Source organism: Vibrio sp. 811, assembly GCF_033339195.1.
In genome coordinates this window covers 97,266-122,535 of record NZ_JAWOUB010000005.1, presented here as the reverse complement: position 1 = coordinate 122,535, position 25,270 = coordinate 97,266, and the positions used below count along the sequence as shown (strand labels likewise).

The 25,270-nt window shown below is 43.9% G+C and carries 22 protein-coding genes; 8 read left to right on the top strand and 14 right to left on the bottom strand.

Features of this window, described 5'->3' with window-relative positions; all coding sequences use genetic code 11:
• Positions 1-103: 103 nt before the first annotated feature.
• Entirely contained in the window at positions 104-784 is a 681-nt protein-coding gene (gene cmk, locus R7Q46_RS10560; protein ID WP_021033981.1) for a (d)CMP kinase, read from the bottom strand.
• A gap of 208 nt (positions 785-992) precedes the next feature.
• Positions 993-2,054, bottom strand: a complete 1,062-nt coding sequence (sohB, locus tag R7Q46_RS10555) for a protease SohB (protein ID WP_318077489.1) — start codon at positions 2,052-2,054, stop codon at positions 993-995.
• A gap of 254 nt (positions 2,055-2,308) precedes the next feature.
• Between sohB and R7Q46_RS10550 the strand changes: the two genes are divergently transcribed.
• The 4 genes from R7Q46_RS10550 (at position 2,309) to R7Q46_RS10535 (ending at position 8,387) form a co-directional block, all read left to right on the top strand.
• Positions 2,309-3,055, top strand: coding sequence for a YciK family oxidoreductase (locus tag R7Q46_RS10550; RefSeq protein WP_005372980.1), 747 nt, complete (start codon positions 2,309-2,311; stop codon positions 3,053-3,055).
• Between the two features lie 129 nt (positions 3,056-3,184).
• The gene (gene imuA, locus R7Q46_RS10545) at positions 3,185-3,877 is read left to right on the top strand and encodes a translesion DNA synthesis-associated protein ImuA (protein ID WP_054577653.1); all 693 of its coding nucleotides are present in this window, start codon (positions 3,185-3,187) and stop codon (positions 3,875-3,877) included.
• A gap of 4 nt (positions 3,878-3,881) precedes the next feature.
• On the top strand, positions 3,882-5,285 hold the full coding sequence (locus tag R7Q46_RS10540) for a Y-family DNA polymerase (RefSeq protein ID WP_206970736.1): 1,404 nt from the start codon (positions 3,882-3,884) through the stop codon (positions 5,283-5,285).
• A gap of 27 nt (positions 5,286-5,312) precedes the next feature.
• Positions 5,313-8,387 carry an error-prone DNA polymerase gene (locus R7Q46_RS10535; RefSeq protein WP_318077488.1) on the top strand — a complete coding sequence of 1,025 codons (3,075 nt, stop codon included), beginning with the start codon at positions 5,313-5,315 and terminating at the stop codon, positions 8,385-8,387.
• A 72-nt stretch (positions 8,388-8,459) separates the two neighbouring features.
• On the opposite strand, the gene R7Q46_RS10530 is transcribed toward R7Q46_RS10535, so the two are convergent.
• Together R7Q46_RS10530 and R7Q46_RS10525 are read right to left on the bottom strand one after the other, a co-directional pair.
• Positions 8,460-9,413 carry a chemotaxis protein CheV gene (locus tag R7Q46_RS10530; protein WP_005372976.1) on the bottom strand — a complete coding sequence of 318 codons (954 nt, stop codon included), beginning with the start codon at positions 9,411-9,413 and terminating at the stop codon, positions 8,460-8,462.
• A 363-nt stretch (positions 9,414-9,776) separates the two neighbouring features.
• On the bottom strand, positions 9,777-10,994 hold the full coding sequence (locus R7Q46_RS10525; RefSeq protein WP_005372973.1) for an ROK family protein: 1,218 nt from the start codon (positions 10,992-10,994) through the stop codon (positions 9,777-9,779).
• 410 nt (positions 10,995-11,404) lie between these two features.
• Here R7Q46_RS10525 and pyk point away from each other — a divergent pair, with 410 nt between their 5' ends.
• Positions 11,405-12,847 (top strand): pyruvate kinase, encoded by a 1,443-nt coding sequence (gene pyk, locus R7Q46_RS10520; RefSeq protein ID WP_025767228.1) that lies wholly within the window; start codon positions 11,405-11,407, stop codon positions 12,845-12,847.
• A gap of 108 nt (positions 12,848-12,955) precedes the next feature.
• On the opposite strand, the gene R7Q46_RS10515 is transcribed toward pyk, so the two are convergent.
• Positions 12,956-14,107, bottom strand: coding sequence for a patatin family protein (locus R7Q46_RS10515; protein WP_005372971.1), 1,152 nt, complete (start codon positions 14,105-14,107; stop codon positions 12,956-12,958).
• 44 nt (positions 14,108-14,151) lie between these two features.
• Positions 14,152-14,244 (bottom strand): YnhF family membrane protein, encoded by a 93-nt coding sequence (locus R7Q46_RS10510; RefSeq protein ID WP_005372970.1) that lies wholly within the window; start codon positions 14,242-14,244, stop codon positions 14,152-14,154.
• A gap of 127 nt (positions 14,245-14,371) precedes the next feature.
• On the opposite strand from R7Q46_RS10510, the gene R7Q46_RS10505 reads away from it, so the two are divergent.
• From R7Q46_RS10505 to R7Q46_RS10495, 3 genes are all read left to right on the top strand, one after another.
• Positions 14,372-14,962, top strand: a complete 591-nt coding sequence (locus R7Q46_RS10505; RefSeq protein ID WP_053349626.1) for an outer membrane protein — start codon at positions 14,372-14,374, stop codon at positions 14,960-14,962.
• Positions 14,963-15,531: 569 nt separating this feature from the next.
• On the top strand, positions 15,532-16,998 hold the full coding sequence (locus R7Q46_RS10500; RefSeq protein WP_005372966.1) for a sodium-dependent transporter: 1,467 nt from the start codon (positions 15,532-15,534) through the stop codon (positions 16,996-16,998).
• On the top strand, positions 16,995-17,090 hold the full coding sequence (locus R7Q46_RS10495; RefSeq protein ID WP_005372963.1) for a MetS family NSS transporter small subunit: 96 nt from the start codon (positions 16,995-16,997) through the stop codon (positions 17,088-17,090). Before R7Q46_RS10500 ends, R7Q46_RS10495 begins: the two co-directional genes overlap by 4 nt.
• 63 nt (positions 17,091-17,153) lie before the next feature.
• On the opposite strand, the gene R7Q46_RS10490 is transcribed toward R7Q46_RS10495, so the two are convergent.
• From R7Q46_RS10490 to fabF, 8 genes are all read right to left on the bottom strand, one after another.
• Positions 17,154-17,555: a hypothetical protein gene (locus tag R7Q46_RS10490; protein ID WP_053349624.1), complete on the bottom strand. Its 402-nt coding sequence runs from the start codon at positions 17,553-17,555 to the stop codon at positions 17,154-17,156.
• A 213-nt stretch (positions 17,556-17,768) separates the two neighbouring features.
• The gene (gene ptsG, locus R7Q46_RS10485) at positions 17,769-19,199 is read right to left on the bottom strand and encodes a PTS glucose transporter subunit IIBC (protein WP_005372959.1); all 1,431 of its coding nucleotides are present in this window, start codon (positions 19,197-19,199) and stop codon (positions 17,769-17,771) included.
• 447 nt (positions 19,200-19,646) lie between these two features.
• Positions 19,647-20,411, bottom strand: a complete 765-nt coding sequence (locus R7Q46_RS10480; protein ID WP_054577648.1) for a TatD family hydrolase — start codon at positions 20,409-20,411, stop codon at positions 19,647-19,649.
• Positions 20,402-21,364 carry a DNA polymerase III subunit delta' gene (locus R7Q46_RS10475; protein ID WP_054729226.1) on the bottom strand — a complete coding sequence of 321 codons (963 nt, stop codon included), beginning with the start codon at positions 21,362-21,364 and terminating at the stop codon, positions 20,402-20,404. Before R7Q46_RS10475 ends, R7Q46_RS10480 begins: the two co-directional genes overlap by 10 nt.
• 24 nt (positions 21,365-21,388) lie before the next feature.
• Positions 21,389-22,021 carry a dTMP kinase gene (gene tmk / locus R7Q46_RS10470; protein ID WP_005387350.1) on the bottom strand — a complete coding sequence of 211 codons (633 nt, stop codon included), beginning with the start codon at positions 22,019-22,021 and terminating at the stop codon, positions 21,389-21,391.
• Positions 22,018-23,034 carry an endolytic transglycosylase MltG gene (gene mltG, locus R7Q46_RS10465; RefSeq protein WP_005372950.1) on the bottom strand — a complete coding sequence of 339 codons (1,017 nt, stop codon included), beginning with the start codon at positions 23,032-23,034 and terminating at the stop codon, positions 22,018-22,020. Before mltG ends, tmk begins: the two co-directional genes overlap by 4 nt.
• Positions 23,031-23,846 (bottom strand): aminodeoxychorismate lyase, encoded by an 816-nt coding sequence (pabC, locus tag R7Q46_RS10460; RefSeq protein WP_213871737.1) that lies wholly within the window; start codon positions 23,844-23,846, stop codon positions 23,031-23,033. The genes mltG and pabC overlap by 4 nt, the downstream gene beginning before the upstream one ends.
• 107 nt (positions 23,847-23,953) lie before the next feature.
• On the bottom strand, positions 23,954-25,204 hold the full coding sequence (gene fabF, locus R7Q46_RS10455; RefSeq protein WP_005372948.1) for a beta-ketoacyl-ACP synthase II: 1,251 nt from the start codon (positions 25,202-25,204) through the stop codon (positions 23,954-23,956).
• Positions 25,205-25,270: the final 66 nt, after the last annotated feature.

Sequence of the window (25,270 nt, the reverse complement as noted above, 5' to 3'; positions counted from 1 at the left end):
ATCTTCAATAAATTAAACTTCCACGGGTATCCTACCGCATGGGGTTATTAAATTCGCCAGTCATCATCCTTGCGACCAACGCTCTTAGCCTAGTCGAGTATTATTACTCAGCTAGCTTCGATTCGATATATTGTAGTGCCTTTTCTACTACTTCGTCGATAGTCATCGACGTAGAATCTAGCACAAGCGCATCCTCAGCAGGGCGTAATGGCGCCACTGGGCGGTTACGATCTCGGTCGTCACGCTCTTGGATCTCGCTTAAAAGGTCAGCAAATCTAACATCTAACCCTTTCTCTTGCAACTGTTTAAGGCGTCGATTTGCACGCTCTTCAGCACTCGCATCAAGGAAGATTTTTGCTTGCGCACTCGGGAATACAATTGTGCCCATATCACGACCATCAGCAACCAGACCCGGAGCGGTCTCAAATGCACGCTGACGACGTAGTAATGCTTCACGAACACGTGGCAAAGCCGCAACTTTAGATGCTGCCATACCCGTTTCTTCTTTACGAAGCTCCCCTGACACATCTTCGCCTTCTAGAATGACCTTAACTAAGTCACCTTCCGCGATAAATTGAACGTCTAGGTGTGTTGCTAGTGGGACAAGAGCATCTTCTGACTCGGTGTCGACACCGTGGTGAATCGCAGCGAGTGCAAGTACACGATAAATTGCGCCAGAATCTAAGAGTTGGAAACCCAACTTTTTCGCCAGCAACATACATAAAGTGCCTTTACCTGCACCACTAGGTCCATCTACGGTTACAACCGGAGTTTGAGAGGACATGTTCTTCTCCACCAATAGTTTCTTTTCAGCAATTTGCTCGGTTTTCGAGGCGCACATTATACGGGTAATCAGTCTTTGGAGCGAGGAAAAATGTCGTGTAAAGCATTACACCTAATGCGTAATTGGATTCATCAATAAACATAAAGTTCAACAAAAACGGCGAGAGCTTCTGCCCTCGCCGTTTTAAATGCCATGAACTTAAGCTCGATTAAACAATCGGCTTTTGACCACGCTCAGCTAACTTGAAAATCACACTATCAGCGACTTTACCCGCCACACCTGCTAGCTTGTCGGCCAGTTTTTTCTTTTGTACATAATGCACAGAAAGTACAGTTTTATCTTTGCATGCTGCAACAACGATATCATCAGATGTACTAATGTCATCCACCAAACCAAGCTCTTTCGCTTGTGTACCGAACCAGTGCTCACCAGTGGCTACTTTGTCTAGGTCCAAACTAGGGCGACGCTCACGAATGAAGTCTTTAAACAAGACATGTGTTTCTTCAAGTTCTTGCTTAAACTTATCGCGCGCTTTATCGGTATTCTCACCGAACATCGTTAGCGTGCGCTTATATTCACCCGCTGTTAGTTGTTCGTACTCAATGTCATGTTTCTTCAACAGTTTGTTGAAGTTAGGAATTTGTGCGATAACGCCAATAGACCCCACAATTGCAAATGGTGCAGAAACAATCTTATCTGCTACACATGCCATCATGTAACCACCACTTGCCGCAACTTTGTCAACAGAGATGGTCAGAGGAAGACCCGCAGCTTTGATTCGGTCCAGTTGAGAAGAGGCAAGGCCGTAACCATGAACCATACCACCGCCAGACTCTAAGCGAAGTAACACTTCATCACCTTCACGTGCGACAGCCAAAATAGCGGTGATTTCTTCACGTAGAGACGCGACTTCTTTTGCGTCTATGCTACCGTTGAAATCAAGAACAAATAGGTGTGGTTCACGCTTGCTATCTAATGAACCGTCTTTGCTCGCTTGTTTGATTTCTTTCTCGCGAGATTTGTTCTTCTCTTTTTCTTCTTTCTTGACGGCTTTATCTCGAGCCTTGATGAAAGCATCGTCATGCAAATGATGCTCTAACTGCTCAACAGATTGTTTGTGTTGCTCTGAAAGGTTGGTAATCTCTAACTCCCCTTTCGCCGCACCCGATTTGCCACCAGCCGATTTTGCAATAATGAGCAGAACAATTATCGCAGCAACCACCGTGATAATTTTGGCCAGAAACAGACCATAATCTAATAAAAATTCCAACGAGAGCTCCTTTATCTCATTTCAGATGACGTTAGTATGTTACGCAGAAACATCAGCGAGAAGGCAGCGCGGTTTGTAACCACTTGTTCTGATTGATAGCATACCTAACGAAAGTTCTGGAATTGGTATAACACATGAATTGGTGTATTGTAACCATCTTGTCACGATTACCAAGATTTTCCATTGAGAAACAGGCGTTTTTTAGCGTCAATTAACTATCATGGACCCTCTTACAATAATAAGGATTTATCGCCGTGAACTACTCCGTTTCAGCTGATGCTCTAAAAGGTAAAGTCATTCTTGTTACTGGCGCTGGTAATGGCATCGGCCGTCAAGCCGCGCTTTCTTATGCCGAGCACGGTGCAACTGTTATTCTCTTGGGTAGAAATGTGCAAAACCTTGAATCTATCTATGATGAGATTGAAGCTGCTGGCTATCCACAAGCAGCTATCATTCCATTGGATCTCAAGGGCGCAACTCAGCAGAATTACATTGATATGGCAGAGACAATCGAAGGACAGTTTGGTCGCTTGGATGGTCTATTACACAACGCAGGTGTCTTGAGTTCGCTGTGTCCATTTGATCAAATCAAAGAGGAAGACTTCGACGATATCATGCAGATCAACGTGAAAGCCGAAGTGCTAATGACTCAAGCACTACTGCCTGTGATGCGTAAATCAGAAGCTGGGCGTATTATCTTTACCTCTTCAACCGTCGGCCACTCTGGCCGCGCATTCTGGGGGCCATACGCTATCTCTAAATTTGCCGTAGAAGGCATGATGCAAGTTTTGGCTGACGAGCTGAGTGATACACCGATCCGCGTTAACGCAATTAACCCTGGTGCCACTCGTACTCGCATGCGTGAAAAAGCATATCCGGGTGAAGATGCGAATACTCTCAAAACGCCACTGGATATCATGCCGCTATATTTGCACTTAATGGATCCTGCGGTTACCGATGTGAACGGTCAGTGCATCGACGCTCAACCGAAGCGTAAATAACTCATTCAGGTTACCTCACATAATCGATTGAAAAGGCAGCAAACGCTGCCTTTTTTCATTTCTCTCTTCATAAAAATCTTGCGACTTTCTCCCACAGAAATATACTGTACATATATACAGGCGTTTATTATGCAAGATATTATTCAGAACTTAAAAAGCCAACACCTTGTTTGGCAAGCAAATTTAACGAAAGCAGATCCTCAGCAGTTGCAGACTAGTTCCGGTTTTTCTGAATTAGATGATTTGCTCGGCGGAGGCTTTCCACCTCATGGCGTAGTGGAGATGGAATCTATTGGTAGTATTGGTGAATTGCGTTTGCTCGCTCCCTATTTAAAAGCCACTCAGACCAATGGTATAACCGCATTTATTCAACCACCTGCGCTAGTGAATTCTCTGTTTTTACACTACATCGGGTTGGATATAAACCAAGTGTGGGTTGTTAATCCAGCTCATCCCAAAGATGCTCTTTGGGCTGCAGAGCAATGTCTGAAAAGTGGGGTATGCAGTAATGTTTTGTTATGGCAAGAAGAGCTTGAAATACATCAAGTGAAACGCTTACAGGTAGCAAGTGAACAAGGGAGTTGCCCGCTCTTTATGCTTAAAACAGATACTATCAACCGCTTGTCTTTGCCTGTGTCACTCAGTTTAAAACTGAAAGGCGACGAGCAAGGGATTAATGTTGAAGTGCTGAAAAGGAAAGGAGGCTGGAATAGAGGTAGCGTTAGTATCGGCTTCCAACACCATTACCCGCAACTGGTGAAACCATCATCTGAAACTGTGCACTCGACTGTGGTCAATTTCCCACTGGCGAACCAAGGTTAGTGATATGGCTCTGTGGATTTACTTGCACTTCCCTCGCCTACAGCTAGACGCACTCTTTGGTGATAACCAAGAACAACCCGTGGTGATTGTCGAAAGCCAACGTTGCCAGATTATTCAATACAACGAGATTGCCGAACAACAAGGCATTAAGCCAGGTATGGGCCTAGGCAGTGCTGCGTCCTTGTGTCGAGATTTACAAGTGCATCCTTATCATCCACAAACCGAATTAAATAAATTACAAGAGGTAGCTCAGTGGTTGTATTTGATCACATCTGACGTTGTGTTGATGCCAAACCAAGGTATTTTACTGCGTGCTACTCCAATGCTCGCTCTGTATGAAGGGCTTGAAAACTATTGGAATAAAGTCAGAGCTCACTTATCGGAGCTGAAACTGAGTTTTCAATTCGGATGTGGTTTTTCTCCTTTTGCTGCCAAATTGATGGCAATATCAGGAGCGAACGTCATCAGTGAAGACAAATCTGCCATACAAAAAGCTTTATCACCACTACCGTTAAAACTGACAGATTTATCAAACGCTACCGTAGAGAAGTTACAACGTGTAGGTGTCACCACATTGCAAAACCTGCTTGAACTGCCATTGCAAGACATCGCACGACGCTTTGATATCGATTTGGTGAACTACGTTGGTCGACTGACTGGGCAGTTTAAACACCCTGTCGACTTTTATCACCCTACCGAATCCTTCCAAGTTTATTTAGAGCTGTTGTTTGAGATCGAAAACGTTCAGTGGATTGAAAAGCCGTTGGCCAAATTACTTCGTCAACTCGAAATCTTTCTTAAATTAAGAGATAAGGTCGCTTTTGAACTGTGTTTAACACTCCACCAGCGTGAGAAACAAGAGCAACACCTTCAACTCACTTCTGCGCAAGGTGATTACCTATGTCAGCGTTGGCAACAGTTAGCGAGTTTGAGCTTAGAGTCACTCTCGCTTAATGGCCCAGTCACAGGGCTAACGTTAAAAGTCATCCGTCAAGGTGAGCCTCTTAGTGCATCACGCGATCTCTTTGCTGGGCAGAAAGGAAACATGAATGCTTTAGAGTTGCTTTCTTTACTGCAAGCTAAATTGGGGAAAAGTGCCGTTTTAAAACCCAATATTGCTTGCGATCCTAGACCAGAAAAGGCCAGTCAGTATCGCCCTGCTGATGCTACGGATGAAAAGGGGCACGCCATACCATCCATACTACGCCCAGCAATGCAATTACCGACTCCCATTGTATTGCAAGAGCAAGTTTCTTTGGTCCACGGACCTGAGCGAATAGTTTCTGGGTGGTGGGATGGTGATGAGATCATGCGTGATTACTACATTGCACACACCAAGCAAGGCCGCTGGTTATGGATATTTCGTGATCAGCACAAGCACTGGTTTCTTCATGGCTATTTTTGTTAAATCGACAGTTATTTTTGTTGGGTCATTATGAGTTACGCGGAACTATTTTGTCAGTCTAACTTCTCTTTTTTGACTGGGGCTTCTCATGCAGAAGAGCTGGTACTCCAAGCTGCTTTCTATCGCTATCAAGCTCTAGCTATAACGGATGAATGTTCAGTCGCGGGCGTTGTCAAAGCCCATGCGACCATCGAACAACATAAACTCGATATCAAACAAATCGTTGGAAGTATGTTTTGGTTAAATGATGAATGCCAAATCGTACTGCTTTGCCCTTGTCGCAAGGCTTATGCCGAGTTGTGTCGTATCATCACAAACGCAAGGAGACGCAGTGAAAAAGGCAACTATCAACTGTTCGAATGGGATTTGATGTCGGTTCGACATTGTTTGGTATTGTGGCTGCCCACACATCAAGAGAGTGATCACTATTGGGGGCGCTGGCTCAATCAACACCACGCTAATCGTTTGTGGGTAGCGATTCAGCGCCATTTGAGTAACAACGATACTGAGTACATTGCGCACTGCGAGCAGTTAGCACATGAATTTCAATTACCTATAACTGCCTGCGGAGGCGTTCTCATGCATGACGTTGAACGCTTGCCATTACAGCATGTACTTACTGCTATAAAACATGGGTGTAGCGTCGATAAACTCGGTTTTGACCGTATTTCGAATACTGAGCGAGCGCTTCGTCCTTTTAAAAAGTTGATTCGGATTTACAAACCAGAATGGCTGGAAGAAAGTACTTACATCGCCGATTTATGCGAGTTTAAGCTCTCCGATTTAAAATACGAATATCCTACCGAGCTGATCCCAGATGGTTATACACCCGACTCTTACTTACGTATGTTGGTCGAACGTGGTAAAAAGCTGCGTTTTCCTGAAGGCGTGCCCGCAGAAGTCAATCAAACCATCGAGAATGAACTGGCGCTTATTCAAGAGCTTAAATACCACTACTACTTCCTTACTATTCACGACATCGTAATGTTTGCGAAACAGCAAGGTATTCTTTACCAAGGGCGAGGTTCCGCTGCAAACTCTGTAGTGTGTTATTGCCTGGAAATTACCGCCGTCGATCCTCGACAAATCGCTGTCTTATTCGAACGATTTATCAGTAAAGAACGTAAGGAACCGCCGGATATTGATGTGGACTTTGAACACGAGCGCCGTGAAGAAGTTATCCAGTATATTTACAAAAAATATGGTCGTGAGCGTGCAGCACTTGCTGCAACAGTGATCAGCTATCGCTTTAAAAGTGCCGTGCGTGAAGTCGGTAAAGCACTAGGGATTGAAGAGACCCAATTAGATTTTTTCATTAAGAACGTTAATCGCCGAGATCGCAGCCAAGGCTGGCAAGCTCAAATTATTGAACTTGGCTTACAACCAGAATCTCTCAAAGGGCAGCAGTTTATCCAATTGGTCAACGAGATCATTGGCTTCCCACGCCATTTATCTCAGCACGTAGGTGGCTTTGTAATTTCATCTGGCCCTTTATATGAGTTGGTACCTGTTGAAAATGCCTCGATGGAAGATCGCACTATCATTCAATGGGATAAAGACGATTTAGAAAGCTTGAAGCTACTAAAAGTCGATGTACTCGCACTCGGCATGTTAAACGCCATCAAAAAGTGCTTTCAACTGGTCGAGAAACATCACCAGCGATCCCTCTCGATTTCCGAGATCACTCGCCGACAAGATGATCCACACGTGTATCGCATGATCCAAAAAGCCGACACGATAGGCGTATTCCAAATAGAATCTCGTGCACAAATGAGCATGCTTCCTCACCTAAAGCCTGCTTGTTATTACGACTTAGTGATTCAAATTGCAATTGTTCGTCCAGGCCCTATTCAGGGTGATATGGTGCATCCTTTTTTAAAACGACGAGATCACAAAGAGCCTGTCAGTTATCCATCGGAAGAAGTAAAAAGCGTTCTTGAGCGGACTATGGGCGTCCCTATTTTCCAAGAGCAAGTCATCAAGCTAGCCATGGTAGCCGCAGGGTTTAGCGGCGGCGAGGCCGATCAACTCCGTCGAGCGATGGCATCATGGAAAAAGAATGGCGATCTCGCTAAATTCAGACCAAAACTGATCAATGGTATGCAAGAGAGAGGCTATGACTTAGCGTTTGCTGAGCGCATTTTCGATCAGATTTGCGGCTTTGGTGAGTACGGCTTCCCTGAAAGTCATTCAGCGTCTTTCGCAGTGCTGGCATATTGTTCTGCATGGTTAAAATATTATTACCCAGCCGAATTTTACACTGCATTGTTGAACAGCCAACCAATGGGATTTTATAGCCCATCGCAATTAGTACAAGATGCTCGCCGACATGGCGTCGAAGTATTGCCGGTGTGCGTCAATCATTCAAAATATCAACATCATCTCGTCTCACGTCCGAATGGCAGGCTCGGCGTGCAACTTGGTTTTCGCTTGGTGAAAGGCTTTAACGCAGAAAGCGCACAAAGACTTATTGAGCGCAAACCACTTAATGGTTACCGATCGATTCAAGAAGTAAAGCAGATATTAAGAAGCCGAAGTGACATTGAATTATTGGCTTCAGCCAATGCATTTCAGGCCTTATCGGGGAATCGTTATAACGCTCGCTGGGCAGCAATGGATTCCTTATCTGACCTACCATTGTTTCACAAGGTCGAAGAACCCAATGTTAGCTACCAGACTCAACCTTCTGAATATGAAAATTTAATTGAGGATTACGCAAGCACGGGACTATCTCTTAGCCGCCATCCAATTAAATTATTAGAAGAAACGGGCAAACTCCCTCACTTTACCCGCATGAGGCAACTGACAGAGAAACCGCATAAGTCACTGGTCACAGTGGTAGGTGTGGTAACAGGAAGACAATCTCCAGGCACCGCCGCTGGCGTGACATTTTTTACGTTAGAAGATGACACGGGCAACATTAATGTGGTCGTTTGGCAAGCGACAGCACGAGCCCAAAAGCAAGCGTATTTAGGCGCTAAAGTATTAATGGTGAAAGGCATTCTTGAAAGAGAGGGAGAAGTCACGCACGTCATTGCTGGTAAGTTGATTGATTGCACGCACTACTTGAACAATCTACAAAGTAAATCTCGGGATTTCCATTAGTACAGAGGAATTAAGGAGAGAGATGTTAAAAATCAGAGAGAGGTGCGCTCCCTCTGATTTCACTAGATCTAATCATGCACTTTTAGAAAGCATCTGGCGTAATCGGTCTTGAGCAACTTCAACCAGCAGATCCGGTTGGAATTTAGATATAAAGCGATCACAGCCTACTTTTTGCACCATGGCTTCATTAAAACTACCGCTCAGAGAAGTGTTCAATGTGATAAACAACTTAGACATACGTGGATCTTGGCGCACTTCATGGGTCAGTTTATAACCGTCCATTTCAGGCATTTCAGCATCCGTAATCATCATCAACAGCTCTTTTTCTACATCTTTACCTTCATCACACCAACGTTTTAAAACCGTTAACGCTTCTAGCCCGTCACGGCACTCGATGATATTCATACCCAATTGAGAAAGCGTATCGCGAACTTGATTACGAGCTGTAGAGGAATCATCCACAATCAGAACATTACGCCCGACCATTGCTTGGGCCAATTCTTGATCGAGAATGTCCTCCGAGATAGTCACGTCGTAATGTACGATCTCTGCTAAAACTTTTTCAACGTCAATAATTTCGACAATTTGAGAGGCATCCCCCTCTTTGATTTGCGTGATAGCCGTGAGGTAATTCGAGCGACCAGACGTGGAAGGAGGCGGCTGAATTTCAGTCCATGCCGTATTAATAATGTTTTTAACCGGGCCGACTAAGAAGCCCTGCACCGTGCGGTTGTACTCTGTCACGATCAAATTTTCTTCTTCCGCTTCACCACGTAAAGCAGGAAAACCAATTGCGCCTCGTAAATCAATCACTGGTACCGCTTCACCTCGTAGAGAAGCAACCCCACGAATATTGTAGTGCGATCCAGGGAGCTTGGTTAACGGTGGAAGCTTGATGACCTCTTTCACTTTGAATACATTAATCGCAAATAACTGGCGACTATTTAAAGTGAACAGCAGAAGCTCTAGTCGATTTTCACCAACCAAGTTTGTACGCTGGTCAACCGTATTTAACACTCCGGACATACTACTACCTAAATTATGGATAATTCTTATTTTACTCGAAATCAGTACAGACACAGCAAGGTTATATAACCAAATAACCTTAAAATATTTGGCTTTTCGAGCACAGCTTTAAAGTACAACAGTTTTAGCGTATTACTTCTCTTTGCATCAGACGCAAAGTCACGCAGCACATTGAAAGCCATTTTGTTTATTTACTTGAGCTTTTTAGGAAATTACATGAATGGCGCAGATATAGCAATGCAACATAACTCAAATTCCCTTTCTAGTAATAGGCGATCAAAAAGGGTGAGCCGTTAAGTCTCACCCTAAATCACCTACAAATGCAGTCTCAACAGCCAGGCACATCATCATGTTAAAAAGTACTTAACCTTCCACAACCTTCATCAATAGTTGACCATCGTACAACGCTTGCTTAATCAACGCGGCACCAGGCATTGTGGCTTGCTTATAGAAACGAGACTCCACCAGCTCAAGATCTTGGTGATAAACAGGTAAACTCTGCTCTTCGATACAGCGACGAACCGCAGGATAAAGCACATCTTTTGCTTGGTTAATCACACCACCGATCAAGATTTTCTCAGGGTTAAATAAGTTGATCACAATAGCAATTGCAGAGCCTAAGTAGCCTCCAAGTTTTTCAATCACATCGACGGCCAAAGGATCACCGTTTGCAGCGGCTTCACAAATGCTCTCAATACTCATTTCTTCTTGTTTAGCAAGAATAGAGTCTTCGCCATCAGCGATTCGTCTTACGACTTCTTCACGAATTGCTTGAGAACTGGCAACGGTTTCCAAACAGCCAATATTGCCGCAATGACAACGTTTTCCATTTGGGTCAATTTGAATATGCCCGAGTTCACCAATGTTACCGTGACGGCCTTGCAAAACGCGCCCATCCAGAATGATGCCCGCACCTAAACCGTGGTGGATAGAGATAAGAACGGAGTTGTCATTATCTTGAGAATGACCAAAAAGCTTTTCTGCTAATGCCCAAGCTCGCGTGTCATTGGCAATGAAAACTGGCAAGCCTGTTGCTTTGTATATCTCTGGTCCAAGAGCAAGATTTTCGACATTGTAATGAGGCATCTGCAAAACGACACCTTGCTCTGAGTTCACGAGACCAGGCAGTGTAAGGGCAATACTGGTAACCCGATCCAGTTGATCCGCGTAAGTCTGAAAAAATTCATCAATTTCGTAAAGCAGGCGCTCAAGCACATCGTCTTGGTCAAGCTCGTGTATCTCGATTTTAGTATCGATCAGTACATCACCGCCTAACTCATGCAAAGCAATGGTTAAATAACCCCGCCCCAAACGCATTGACAAAAATTGCCAGCCTTCATTATTGACCTGCAAACCGACAGCAGGTCGACCACGACTCGTCGCTTCTTGTACTGTCGTTTCATGAATCAAGTGCGCTTCAATTAATTCTCGAGTGATTTTGGTGATACTAGCAGGAGCAAGCTCACTCTGCTTGGACAAATCAATTCGAGAAATAGGACCTTTTAGGTCAATTAGTTTATATACACGACCAGCATTGACCTGTTTGATATGATCAATATGGCCCGGTTGAGCCATGTACATCTTGCACTCCGAAATTCTATAACGGGACAATTTTTTTACTTTGCGAACTAATTGTGAAGTGAATTAATAAATCCCCGTGACAAGCATCACGTATAAACCTGTTTGTTTGTGTATTCAATCAAATAACGAAGAATCTACTCCTGTTAAATTGTTTGAAAAATAACTTATTTTTATTCACTAAATTATGAAGTAGTGCCTTTAAAGCAGCGCATTTTTATCAATAAGGCCATTGCCTGTCGAATATCTGTCTGTTTTACCGGGGTTACTCTTAATGTAAACATTCTGTGCATATACTTATATTCAAGTAGCTTTAAGGTGTGGGCTCAGCAACGAGGCTAACCTTGAGAGCGATTGCGTAAAGTAAGGATAGAGTTCAAGTTACCTTTACACACACATTCATCGGAGAATCTATGACTTCCAAATTAAGACGAACAAAAATTGTCACTACGCTGGGTCCTTCAACGGATAAGGACAATATACTTGAGGAGATCATCAAAGCCGGTGCAAACGTTGTCCGTATGAATTTTTCACATGGAACCAGTGAAGACCACATTCAACGTGCGAACAAAGTCCGTACCATTGCAGCAAGACTTGGGCGTCAGGTTGCAATTCTTGGTGACTTACAAGGCCCTAAAATCCGTGTATCAACGTTTAAAGACGGCCAAGTCATTTTGAATGTGGGCGATAAATTCACATTAGATAGTGATTTACCAAAAGGTGAAGGCAATCAAGAATCTGTAGGGTTAGATTATAAAGAACTACCGCAAGATGTTTCACCAAATGACATTTTATTACTCGATGATGGACGCGTTCAGCTGCAAGTTACTACAGTAGAGGGTAATAAAGTTCATACCCGTGTGATTGTCGGTGGCCCACTGTCCAACAATAAAGGGATCAACAAAAAAGGCGGCGGATTGTCAGCGGATGCGCTCACAGAGAAAGATAAAGCCGACATTCTTACCGCCGCAGCAATTCAAGTAGACTACCTTGCTATTTCATTCCCGCGTAACGGCGAAGACATGCATTACGCTCGACGCTTAGCCAGAGATGCAGGCCTTGAAGCCATGTTAGTGGCTAAAGTCGAACGAGCAGAAACCGTCGCGACCAATGAGTCTATTGACGACATTATTCTCGCATCCGATGTAGTGATGGTTGCACGTGGTGACCTTGGTGTAGAAATCGGTGACCCTGAGCTCATTGGTGTCCAGAAAAAACTGATTCGCCGCGCACGCAGTTTAAACCGTATCGTGATTACTGCGACACAAATGATGGAATCCATGATTACTAGCCCAATGCCAACGCGTGCTGAAGTGATGGATGTAGCCAATGCGGTTCTAGACGGCACTGACGCGGTGATGCTGTCTGGAGAGACTGCTGCAGGTAAATATCCTGTAGAAACGGTCAAATCCATGGCCGAAGTATGTGTGGGGGCAGAAAAAATGTCGGAGGCAAGTCTATCAACCTATCGCTTAGATAGAACCTTCGAAACCGCTGAAGAAACCATCGCAATGGCAACCATGTACTCTGCGAATCACATGGAAGGAATTAAAGCGATGATCTCGTTAACTGAGTCCGGCAGGACTGCGTTGATGATGTCTCGCTTAAGCTCTGGCTTGCCAATATTTGCCTTATCACGGAATGAATCGACACTAAATCGAGCAGCATTATACCGAGGCGTGACACCTGTATATTTCGAGTCAAAAAGTGATGCGGGTTTACCAACGGCTCAAGCAGCTATTACTAGCCTTAAAGAGCAAGGGTTCTTGCACAAAGGTGATTTAGTCATTATTACTCAAGGCGATGTAATGGATGTTGTTGGCTCAACCAACTGCATGCGCATTCTACAAGCGTAGTAGTTATACCTAACCGGAGTTAACCACAAGAACCCGCAAATAAGGCTCCGAAAATGGAGCCTTATTTATATGCTTTGTATATTGCGCACATCGTGAACGTAAGAAGGTTTATGCACTCTCTCTACCATCAATTTCAACATCCAGCTGGTCATAGAGTTGAACTAGGTTAAACCCAGCTTGAAGCCCAAGTTGATAGTCATGCTCTAGTGACTCTTGGTCACTTAACAAAGAAGAAGAACGAAGTCCCTCTTTAGGCGCAACTTGTAAAATAAAAGTGTCGTCAGGTGGAGCAGATATAAAGGCCTGAGTGAGCTCAAATGTTTGATAATGAATCATCAGCATGTCGGCTAAACCTGAATCAAAATTCTCACCAATCAAATGACTTAAACGATACAAGTTATCGGCACCGAACAACCAACGGCCTCCATTTAACAGCATTTTCCCTGCAAGCTTCGATTGATGTGCTGCATTAATTTTTTGTTGGAAGAACGACGCCCAATCCAGCTTCCACTGATTCACTTTTTGCTGCCATGATTGCTGTACTGAGTTGATAGACTCTCGATACCATTCGACAGGCACATCCCCCACTTCACTTTGGGCTCTCGCTTCAATCTCTGAAAACGGCTCTGTGCGAATGACAATAATGTTGCGAGCATTCTGACGCCACGCTTCTTGTACAGGGATAGAGGCAGACACGCCGCCATCAACAAATTTATTGCCATTTACGTCGACAGGTCCGTGGTACAACTTGGGAATCGCACATGTCGCTAGCATAGTGTTAAACCACGAGTCATCCAAGATTGGTAGATATTGATCTGATAGCGTCTCTATATTCGTTACCGCAGCAAACGCTCCTCGTTTTCCCAATGCGCTGCGACCTAAATCAAGGTCAAGCTTGTATGGGAAATCTTGAATCCGTTCTAATGCCCACTCTAAACCTAAGTACTGCTGCTTTCGGATATAGCGAAACAGATTAAAAAATTCAGGAGACGTTGTCAGCTCGGTAATAAAAGCTTTGCCCATGCCATGTTGACGACACAAGTAAGAACATAAGTTAAGTGCTCCGGCAGAGGTGCCATAGAATTCATCGAAAGGATCGAAGTTGGAAAGTAAAAAGGCGTCTAAAACGCCAGCGGTAAAAATCCCTCTCTGCCCTCCACCTTGCGTGACTAAAGCAGTTTTACCATGCCTAAAGTGCTCATAAACTTTTACATCAAGCTCTGCATGGCTTTCTGTGATTATACCGCTGTTACGTATCATAGGCTCACGCCGTTTTGTTAAAACGTTTGGTAAAAGTGGTTATCTTAAGCTGTTGTAATAGCAATGATGCCAAATGACAAAAGCACTGCAAAAACAGTCACCACAATGATTAATGCGGATTTTAGATCGTGTTCCATAAACACCTCCTTAATATGTAACAAATTAATAACACCGGTGTGAAATATGTTCAAGATTTGCTTAATTTAGTCGCGCAATTTTGACTAACCCATCACAATTAGCTTAGTCATAATAAGGAGATAGGGCATGAACCAAAAACTCAGCTGGCTAGTAGGAATCATGATGATGAGTACTGCTATCAATGCACAAGCGAATATCATCGTTACGCCATACATAGGCTATACAGGAGGCGGCCAAGTAGAGGATGAAAGTGGTAATACATACGCTCTCGACCCCGCAGTGAATTACGCTCTTTCAGTCGAGACTCCCTTAGAAAAAGGAAGGATCGGATTGTTTTACTCCAATCAATCGACGGAACTTGAAAAGCTGTCCAACTCGGCAGATATACATTATCTGCACTTCCAAAGCAGCATGTACTATCCTGTCGCAGAAAATTGGCAAACCTATATCGGTGTAGGTTTGGGCGCTTCTTATGCCGATGTGGATTGGGTAGACAAAAAATACGGATTTTCGGCTAGCGCTTTTGCAGGGCTGGAATATGAATTTTCAAAGAACTTTGCATTAACGGCCCAACTGAGATGGTTAGGAACGGTCGTTGATAACGATACATCTGGCGCCTGTACTCTACCTAATGACGGCTCAAACTGTATCATTAAGTTCGATACTGATTGGATGAACCAATTCCAATCAAATGTCGGTTTTAGTTTCCGCTTCTAATTTTTATGCATGTTCCTTTGTAGGACTCGTCACAAAGAACGCTGAACGAGTCCTGCACAGAGCCGATAAAGGATATCGTCTAAACACCATTGTTTGGCAAAGTAACGAAGCATCATCTAGATAGGTGCACAAAAGATAGCCGTACGCCCTAATTCATCAAAATAGTCTTAAACACCAAAGCAATTATTAGATCCCAGTTATTTATTCCAGACAAACAACCAACCACCCACACAAAACCACAATCAAACTCAAATTTAACAAGATTAAAACCAGACAACGCATCTGAATTAACATTTAGATTCTATTGCGCTAAGTATTATTAGAAGTTAGTCTGATCAGTGAAAACAGATAAATATTTCAGTTTTATCAAACACACATCAAAATTTTAAGATTAATAATCTACTTTCTCTTACAGTAGCCAGAATATAGCTCTATAAAATTATAAAAAGTTAGAATTAAGGATAGAAAAGCTGATGGATAACAGCGGTCCTTTCTTCCAACTGTTTGCGCAATTATTACTGTGTTACGTAGAGAGCTTCATTCCTCAGGGAGTCTTATAGGAGTCAAATATGAAGCGAGAACAATGGGGATCCCGGGCGGGATTCATCTTAGCAGCAGTTGGGTCTGCTATCGGTTTGGGAAACATTTGGCGTTTCCCATACATGGCCTATGAAAACGGTGGCGGCGCATTTTTTATTCCTTACATTTTTGCCATGATCACTGCCGGTATTCCATTTATGATCCTTGAGTTCAGTATGGGACAAAAATACCGAGGCTCGGCACCAAAAACACTAGCGAAAATTCATTCTAAATTTGAATGGCTTGGCTGGTTCCAAGTTGGTGTGGCTGCAGTTATTGCCGTTTACTATGTGGCTGTTATCGGTTGGTCGATTTCTTACTTTGGGTTGTCGTTCACTCAAGGTTGGGGAACCGATACCAACGCATTTTTCTTTAGTGAATACCTAAAGCTAGGTGACAACTCACCAACAGACTTAGGCAGTATTCAATGGAAGATTGCTTTATCCATGGTAATTGCTTGGGCAATTACTTACACCGCTATTGCCAAAGGCGTGAAATCAGGAATTGAACGAGCATCTAAAATTATGATGCCAATCCTATTCTTGATGGTGATTTTCTTAATCGGACGTATGATTTTCTTGCCAGGAGCTCTAGATGGCGTGAACTACATGTTCGAACCCGATTTCAGCAAAATTTGGGATGTGAAAGTATGGGCAGCGGCATATGGTCAGATCTTCTTTACGTTAAGTATCGGCTTCGCCATCATGCTAGCTTACTCTAGCTACCTACCAGAAAAGTCGGACATAACGAATAACGCGTTTATGACCGTGTTGATCAACTGTGGCTTCTCGATCCTAGCCGGCATCATGATCTTCTCAGTATTGGGTTACATGGCTCAAGAGCAAGGTAAGCCGTTAACAGAGGTGGTATCTGCAGGCGTTGGCTTGGCTTTTGTTACTTTACCTGCGGCAATTAACCTACTACCTGCCCCATATATTCTTGGTCCACTGTTCTTCTTTGCACTGGTGGTTGCTGGTCTAAGTTCGCATATTTCAATTATGGAAGCCGTAACTTCAGCCATTATCGACAAGCTGAAGTGGAGCCGTAAAAAAGCTGCAAATGTTGTGATTGGTATTGGCTTCGTTGTCTCTATGGCGTTTGCTACCAATGGCGGTCTGCTGCTACTCGATCTAGTAGACCACTTTGCAAACAACGTTGGCATCATGGTTGGTGGTCTGGTTGAGATTGTCTTGATGGCGTGGCTATTGAAGCGCGTGCCAGAAGTACGTAATTACGTTAACGAGCGCTCTGATTTCTCTGTTGGTCAATGGTTCGAGATCTGCTTACGCTTCGTTACACCAATCATGCTCGCCATTATCTTAGCGACCAAGCTATACGCCCTAATTACTGAAGGCTACGGTGGCTATGATCTAACTTTAGGCTGGGCACTTATCGCCGCACTCTTTATCTTTGGTCTAGTGATCAACGCAGTGAACCGCAAGGAGACAGCAAAATGACAATCAGCGCAATTATTATGATGGTTATTGGTTTAGGTATCACTTGGGGCGGCGCTGCCGTTTGCATCAAGCGAGCCATGGATAAACAATAACAGTATTGCATTCCAAACAAAAAACGCCGGTATTTACCGGCGTTTTTTTATGTTTCTTTTATTCTAGAAACTGTACTTGATGCCAACGGCGCCGCCAAGTTGCAAGTCAGCACCTTTGTAAAGATCTAGCTCTGGGTGTATTTGACCATAAAGGTCCCAGCCGCGTGATAAATCCCAGTTCACGCCAAGTGGTACTCTCACACCAAACTCGTCATCCCATTCATACCAGCCACCAACGCCGACATACCAAGTCACAGGCATGTTTTGATCGAATGTTCCACGCTTAGCGATGTAATCAAACGCCATACCATCGTTTCCGATAATGCCACGATATTTGTTATCTAACTCTACAACAACACTTAATTGTTGATCGACAGCCATACCAACTGATAGATCCGTTGGTTCGCTTGCCGCCATTGCCGTACTAGAAACTAGTCCCAAAAATAAAATGAATTTGTTCTTCATACACGTTATCAATTATTCAAAAAAACATTATTCGCTATTCAAACATAATGGCGTATCAATATGTCAACGATGGGTAAGCTCGATGTATGAAAAAGCTGACAAAAGTAAAGATGAGTTTAGGATCACACTAAAAAAGGAACTGTCAGTTAATAAAATAGGAACTAAAAAAGGAGGCCGAAGCCTCCTTTTATGCATTACTATGAATGACTGCGATTAACCGTGGTTACGAATCCACTCATCCATTTCAGTTTTTAGGTTATCAGACTTAGTACCGAAGATAGCCTGTACACCACCAGCTACAACTACAACACCAGCAGCGCCTAGTTGTTTTAGCTTGTCTTGGTCAACAGCAGCTGTATCTGCAACTGCTACACGTAGACGTGTGATACATGCATCTAGACCAGTAATGTTAGCTTTACCGCCAAACGCTGCAACCAGTTCACCGCCCATATCAGAGCCAGAAGTTACAGCTGCACTTTCCGTTTCATCTTCACGGCCAGGTGTTTTTAGGTCAAGCGCTGTGATTACACCACGGAACACTACGTAGTAAATTACTGCGTAAACTAGACCAACGGCAATCATTAGCACCATCTTCTGAGCGTTACCAGATAGAACTAGGAAGTCGATCAGACCGTGAGAGAAAGAAGTACCGTGTACAAAGCCTAGAGTGTTCGAAACGATGTATGCAGAACCAGCTAGTAGAGCGTGGATACCGTATAGTAGTGGAGCAACGAATAGGAATGAGAATTCGATTGGCTCAGTAATACCAGTTAGGAATGAAGTCAGTGCAGCTGACGCCATGATACCCATTACTTTTGCACGGTTTTCTGGTTTAGCACAATGAGCAATTGCGATTGCTGCAGCTGGTAGACCGAACATCTTGAACATGTAACCACCCGCTAGCTGACCGAAGCCATTACCAGCAGCACGAGATGCTTCATCAGCAACTAGGTAACAAGTTAGTACACCATTTTGAGCTTCACCGGCAGCGTTAACACAAGAACCTGCTTCGAAGAAGAACGGTACGTTCCATACGTGGTGTAGACCGAATGGGATTAGAGAACGCTCAACAACACCGTAGATACCGAATGCTAGCTGTGGGTTTTGGTGTGCAGCCCAATCAGAGAATGCAGAAATTGCACCGCCAATTGGTGGCCAGATAACAGAAAGGATAACACCTAGGATGATCGCAGCAAAACCAGTGATGATTGGCACTGCGCGCTTACCAGCGAAGAAGCCAAGGTACTCTGGAAGTTGGATTTTGAAGAAACGGTTGAATGCCCAAGCAGCCACACCACCGACAAGGATACCACCTAGTACACCTGTATCGATTTTCTCAACACCCATAACGCCCGCCATTACACCTAGCGTTGCCGTCATGATGCCGTAACCAACGATAGCTGCAAGACCTGCAACACCGTCGTTGTTAGTGAAGCCTAGAGCTACACCTACTGCAAATAGAAGTGCCATTTGGCCGAATACTGAACCACCAGCTTGTTCCATAAGATTAGAAACGATCTCTGGAATAAAGCTTAGATGGGCAGCACCCACACCTAATAAAATACCTGCAACTGGCAAAACTGATACTGGAAGCATCAGAGCCTTACCAACTTTTTGCAGGTTAGCAAAAAGGTTCTTAAACATGTTTATGCTCCTGATAAATTTATAAGTATTATTTGGGCACTAACGGCACACCCCCGTAGCCTAAAGGTTAGCACCCAATGAAAATGTAACCACAACTGCATTATATTTTCCGGCTCTAAATATATATTGATGACCCTCAAACTTTCCACACAGTTACGAAATTTAGTTTCAAAACAAGTCTTGGATCACACCCAAAAACAGCCGATGAAAAGGTTTGCATTGCACTTATATTACTGTTTTATAAAGAATTAATTATTTATATAATTAATTTTAAGGCGTAAATAAAATACGCCTCAATGTTATTTTTAGTAACAAAATTACATTTGTGATTTTTGAATGTTATTAAATCAACATTTTTAGTAAACATTAAACTCGTGAGCGTATCTGTTGTTTTTATCAACAAAAAAGGAGCCTAAGCTCCTTTTTTATGCTCTTGCTATTTTTTCATCACAAAAAAAGATTTCGGAAGTTTTCGGTGGTTTTTTGTGCCACTTCAGAAAGAGAGCACGATTTGAGTTGCGCAATATAAGAAGCGACTTCGACAACGTAAGCGGGTTGATTCTCTTTGCCACGATGAGGGACAGGAGCCAAGTAAGGAGAATCTGTCTCAATAAGAAGCTTCTCTAAAGGTAGAGTCTTCACCACTTCTTTTAACTCTGTAGCTTGACGGAAAGTAACAATCCCCGAGATAGAAATATAAAACCCCAGCTCCAGTGCAGCTTCAGCAAATGGAAGATCTTCTGTAAAACAGTGGATAACACCACCACATTTCTCTGCCCCACCCTTACGCAAAATATCTAGAGTATCCGCACGTGCGTTTCTGGTATGGATAATTAAAGGTTTGTTGAGCTCCACTGCAAGATCAACGTGTTGCTCAAAGCGCTCTTTCTGTAACGCGGCCGTTTCGGGCTTGTAATGATAATCTAAACCCGTTTCGCCAATAGCGACGACTTTTGCATTCGACGCATGGTGGCGCAATACGTCCATCGAAAAGTCGCTTTCAACATCAAGTGGGTGCACACCGCACGAAGCATAAACATTGTCATAAGGCTCGATCATTTCCATCATTTTCGGGAAAGAATCCAGCGTTACTCCAACAGAAAGTAGTTCAGTTACGTTTGCTTGTTTAGCTTTGTTAATAACGTCTTCCACATTGATGTGGAGATCGTCGTAATTCAATTTGTCTAAATGACAATGAGAATCTACGAACATAATGCCTCTCGTGATTCAATTAACCAATTCATTGATAGTAGCTCAAGGTTCAGGCCAGGAAAGGCTTGCACCTGAGCTTTCAGGTTCATCAGCGCCTTCGCTGATGAGTACAAACCGTTATAGTTGTCCGGTTGAAACTTTGTCGCGCCCGGAAGCATTTGAGCTTCTGATACACCAAACTGCGCTTTCTGAGCATCTGTCAGTAAATACCATGCCCAGTCTAGTGATTGCTCTGAGTGTTTAGCGATTAAAGAAGCACACTCAGAAACGTCTGAAACAGGCGAAGACATTGCCTTAATAAAACTGCGTTCAAAAGCCAAGTAAGCTTCGAGCTCACCATTATTTAACGCATCCAATGTTTTTATTGGAGAGCCCATATTCAGTTTTAAGGCATAAGCAGGAACTTGCTTCGCCCCTTGTTCGTGCATCCATTGCATCGCTTGTTCCGCTGACGGAGGCGCAACAACCCAGTGTTGGCAACGGCTACGAATCGTTGGGAGCAGACGCTCCTGATTGTGGGTAACGAGCAAAAACAAGCACTTTGCCCCAGGCTCTTCTAGCGTCTTTAACAGCGCATTCGATGCCGACTCGTTCATAGAGTCCGCCGGTTCTATTACAAATAGGCGGTAACCATTAAGCTGAGATGATTCCTGAGCAAGACGGTTACAAGCGCGAATTTGGTCCACCGTTATCGCCTTTCCTTCTTTCTCTGGCTTGATCCAGTGTAAATCAGGGTGGTTTTGAGATTGATTTAGCTGGCAGCTATGACAAAAACCGCATGCTTCACTCGCGTAATTTTGGCAAAGAAGTGCTTGGCTAAAAAACTCGATAAGTTTTTCGATGCCCAAGCCCTGCTCGCTTTGTAATAAAAGCGCACCTGGTATTCTGTCCGACTCTAACCCTACTTTGAGGTTATCCCATATTGGCTGTAGCCATGGATAATCATTTAACATGAGTCACCTAAATTTACGTTTCACTTATTGACGAGCTAGCCACTCGTTTAGAGCGTCCCGAATATCACGCGACACGCCTTCAATCGTCTGTTCTGCGTTAATGATAACGATGGAAGGATCGGCATGAGCAATCTCCAAATAACGCTCACGTGTACGCTCGAAGAAACTAATATCCATCTTCTCTATACGATCTAACTCACCACGCCCACGCGCACGCTCAAGCCCAACACGAGGGTCAATATCCATATAGAGAGTGAGAGCAGGTTTAAAATCACCAAGCGTTGTATCCCGGAGATTTTTCATTAACGATGCGTCAATCTGACGGCCACCACCTTGATAAGCTTGCGACGACATATCGTGTCGGTCACCAACCACCCACTGACCGTTTTCCAAAGCTGGTTTGATCACGTTCTCAACCAACTGAACACGTGCAGCGTACAGAAGAAGCAACTCCGTCATGTCCTTAAGTTCTTCGCCTTCGTGCTCTTCTTTCACCAGAGCGCGCATTTTTTCTGCTAGCGGTGTGCCTCCTGGCTCACGGGTATTTACGATATCCTCAATACCGGCCGCTTTTAGCGTATCTAAAACGGTTTTAATCGCAGTGCTTTTACCCGCGCCTTCTAGGCCTTCAACGACAATAAAGTTTGCTTTCATCATTTGTTCTTTCTTAGTTCTCTTAAATAGGCACGAACAGCACGGTTGTGCTCAGCAAGGGATTTCGAAAATACATGTCCGCCCTTTCCACTTGCTACAAAATATAAATAGTTGCTGCTTTCTGGATTCAAAGCCGCTTCAATGGAAGCTTCACCAGCCATCGCAATCGGTGTTGGTGGCAAACCATTGATGGTATAGGTGTTATATGGTGTCGGCGTACGCAAATCTTTCTTACGAATGTTGCCATCGTAGGCGTCACCCATACCATAAATAACTGTCGGATCAGTTTGTAACCGCATGCGTTTGTTCAATCGGTTGATAAACACAGAAGCGACGCGCTCACGCTCAGAATCAATAGCCGTCTCTTTCTCGATGATAGACGCGAGAATCAAGGCTTCATATTTATCCTGTAATGGCAGCTTTTCTTGACGAGCTTCCCAGCTAGCGTCCAGTATTTTATTGAGTTTTCGATGCGCTCGTTTTAATAACTGGCTTTCACTCGCACCCGCTGTGTAATGGTAGGTTTCTGCTAAAAACAACCCTTCTAGCTTTTCTCTCTCAATTCCGAGCTTCGCAGCCATTTCTTTTTCTGAAAGATCGGTTAAATCATGCTTTAAATAAGGAGCACTTTTTAGTTGATCTACCCATTCAGAAAAGCGGCTGCCTTCAACAAAAGTGATCGCAAACTGGTATTCTTTTCCAGTATTCAGATGCTCCAATGTTTGCGAAAGTGACATACCAGGCTCAAGTTGGTAAGTACCCGCTCGCACTTGCAACAATTCTGGATATAAGTGAGGAATTAAACGGATGTACTCCGATGTTTCAATCACCTCATCTTCAACTAAGGCGCGCATGACATGATGAAAGCTTGTACCACTTTCTACAGTAAACAGCTGAGGTTGTTCCAATAGAATAGGCTTTTCAACGTATTGTTTAGCCTGTGAAATTATATAAAAAACAGCTGCTGCGCCTATCACTGCGATCAGCACAACAAAAGCCAACAGTTTTTTAATCACGTAGTTAAATTCCCTTGCAGTCGTTGAGTCAATTTTCCTATCGGAAATATAGTCTTAGAGTTCGATGTCACTATGCTGCGAATAGGTGCGACACCTAATATTGAGTTACACATGAAAGCCTCGTCAGCACTCAGCAAATCTGGAAGTATAAAACGCCCCTCGATGACTTCAATATGACTTACTTTTAGTAACTCAAGCACCTTACGACGCATTACGCCCGCAACGCCAGATAAGGTCAGCTCCGGTGTAAATACTTTATTACCTTTAACCCAAAAAAGGTTGGCCATTGTAGTTTCAATGACATGGTTTTGCACATTTAACGTTATTGCATCTGCAAACTCGGTATCGTCGATTTCAGCCTTGGCGAGAATCTGCTCTAAACGGTTGTTGTGCTTGTGTCCCGCAAGTAAAGGTTGAATCCCGAGACGAGTATTACAAACGCCCAAGTCCACACCTTGTTCTTGCCAAGATGAATAATGAGAAGGAAACGCAAAATTGGAAATCGTCACGATAGGGCCTTTAATCCCATTAGGGCTATACCCTCGCCCGCCAATACCGCGGCTAACGTGAATCTTCACCCCCGCTCGTGCGTCAGATAAAACCGCTTTGCTTGCCCAATCATGCACAACTTTCCAGTCAGGTGAAGAGATCTTCAAAGCGTCAAGGCAAGCACTCATGCGCTCAGTATGTTCTTGCCAGTAAACCAACTCTCCATTTTGGGTCAGGATGGTGGTAAAGCCTCCATCACCGTATTGGAATGAGCGATCACCTAGCTCTACATGCGTTTGCGGAACTCCATTTACCCAAAACATTCACGTACCTTCAAATTAGCAGACAACAAATAAAACAAAACGGCTCAATGCTAAGCATCGAGCCGTTAGAATACAAGTTTCGCTTATCTAAATAAGGTTAGATAGTGTTACTCAGCGAACTTTTTGAAGATCAAAGAACCGTTTGTACCACCAAAGCCAAACGAGTTACAGATAGCGTATTCCATACCTTCAACTTTGCGCGCAGTGTGCGGCACAAGGTCGATGTCTAGACCTTCTTCTGGATCATCAAGGTTAATCGTTGGTGGAACGATTTGGTCAACCAAAGACATAACCGTGATAATTGCTTCAACAGAGCCTGCTGCACCTAATAGGTGACCAGTCATAGACTTAGTTGATGATACAAGTACTTGCTTCGCACCTTCTTCACCAAGAGCACGTTTCACGCCCTTGATTTCTGCAACATCACCAGCTGGAGTAGAAGTACCGTGAGCATTCACATAACCTACTTGAGTACCTGTGATGTTAGCGTCACGCATCGCCGCTTCCATCGCAAGTGCACCACCAGAGCCGTCTTCGCTTGGAGATGTCATGTGGTAAGCATCACCAGACATACCAAAACCAACCAGTTCTGCGTAAATCTTCGCGCCACGTGCTTTTGCGTGTTCGTACTCTTCAAGCACCATCATGCCAGCACCATCACCTAGAACAAAACCATCACGGCCTTTATCCCATGGGCGAGACGCTTTTTGAGGCTCTTCATTACGAGTAGATAGCGCTTTAGCTGCACCGAAGCCAGCCATGCCAAGAGGCGTAGAAGCTTTTTCTGCACCACCAGCAACCATCGCATCTGCATCGCCGTAGGCAATCATACGTGCTGCATGGCCGATATTATGCAGGCCAGTAGTACATGCGGTAGAAATCGCGATATTTGGACCACGAAGACCACGCATGATAGATAGGTTACCTGCAACCATATTTACAATGGTCGAAGGAACAAAAAATGGGCTAACTTTGCGAGGGCCTTTGTCTACTAATGCAGTATGGCCAGTTTCGATAAGGTCAAGACCGCCAATGCCTGAGCCGATAGCAACACCAACTCGAGCCGCATTTTCTTCGGTAATTTGTAAGCCAGAGTTATCAAGAGCTTGAATACCCGCTGCAATGCCGTACTGGATGAAAAGGTCCATCTTACGAGCATCTTTTTTAGACATGTACTCTGTGCAATCGAAATCTTTAACAAGACCTGCAAAACGAGTTGAGAAGTTCGTAGTATCAAAGTGCTCGATATTTACGATACCACTTTGACCTTCTAGCAGGGCTTTCCAAGATGATTCTACTGTGTTGCCTACCGGTGACAACATACCCATGCCAGTGACAACTACACGACGCTTGGACACGATATAATTCTCCGGGAATTGAATATTTCTATGAGAGGATAGAAGAAGTTAGAAAGAACACAGGCG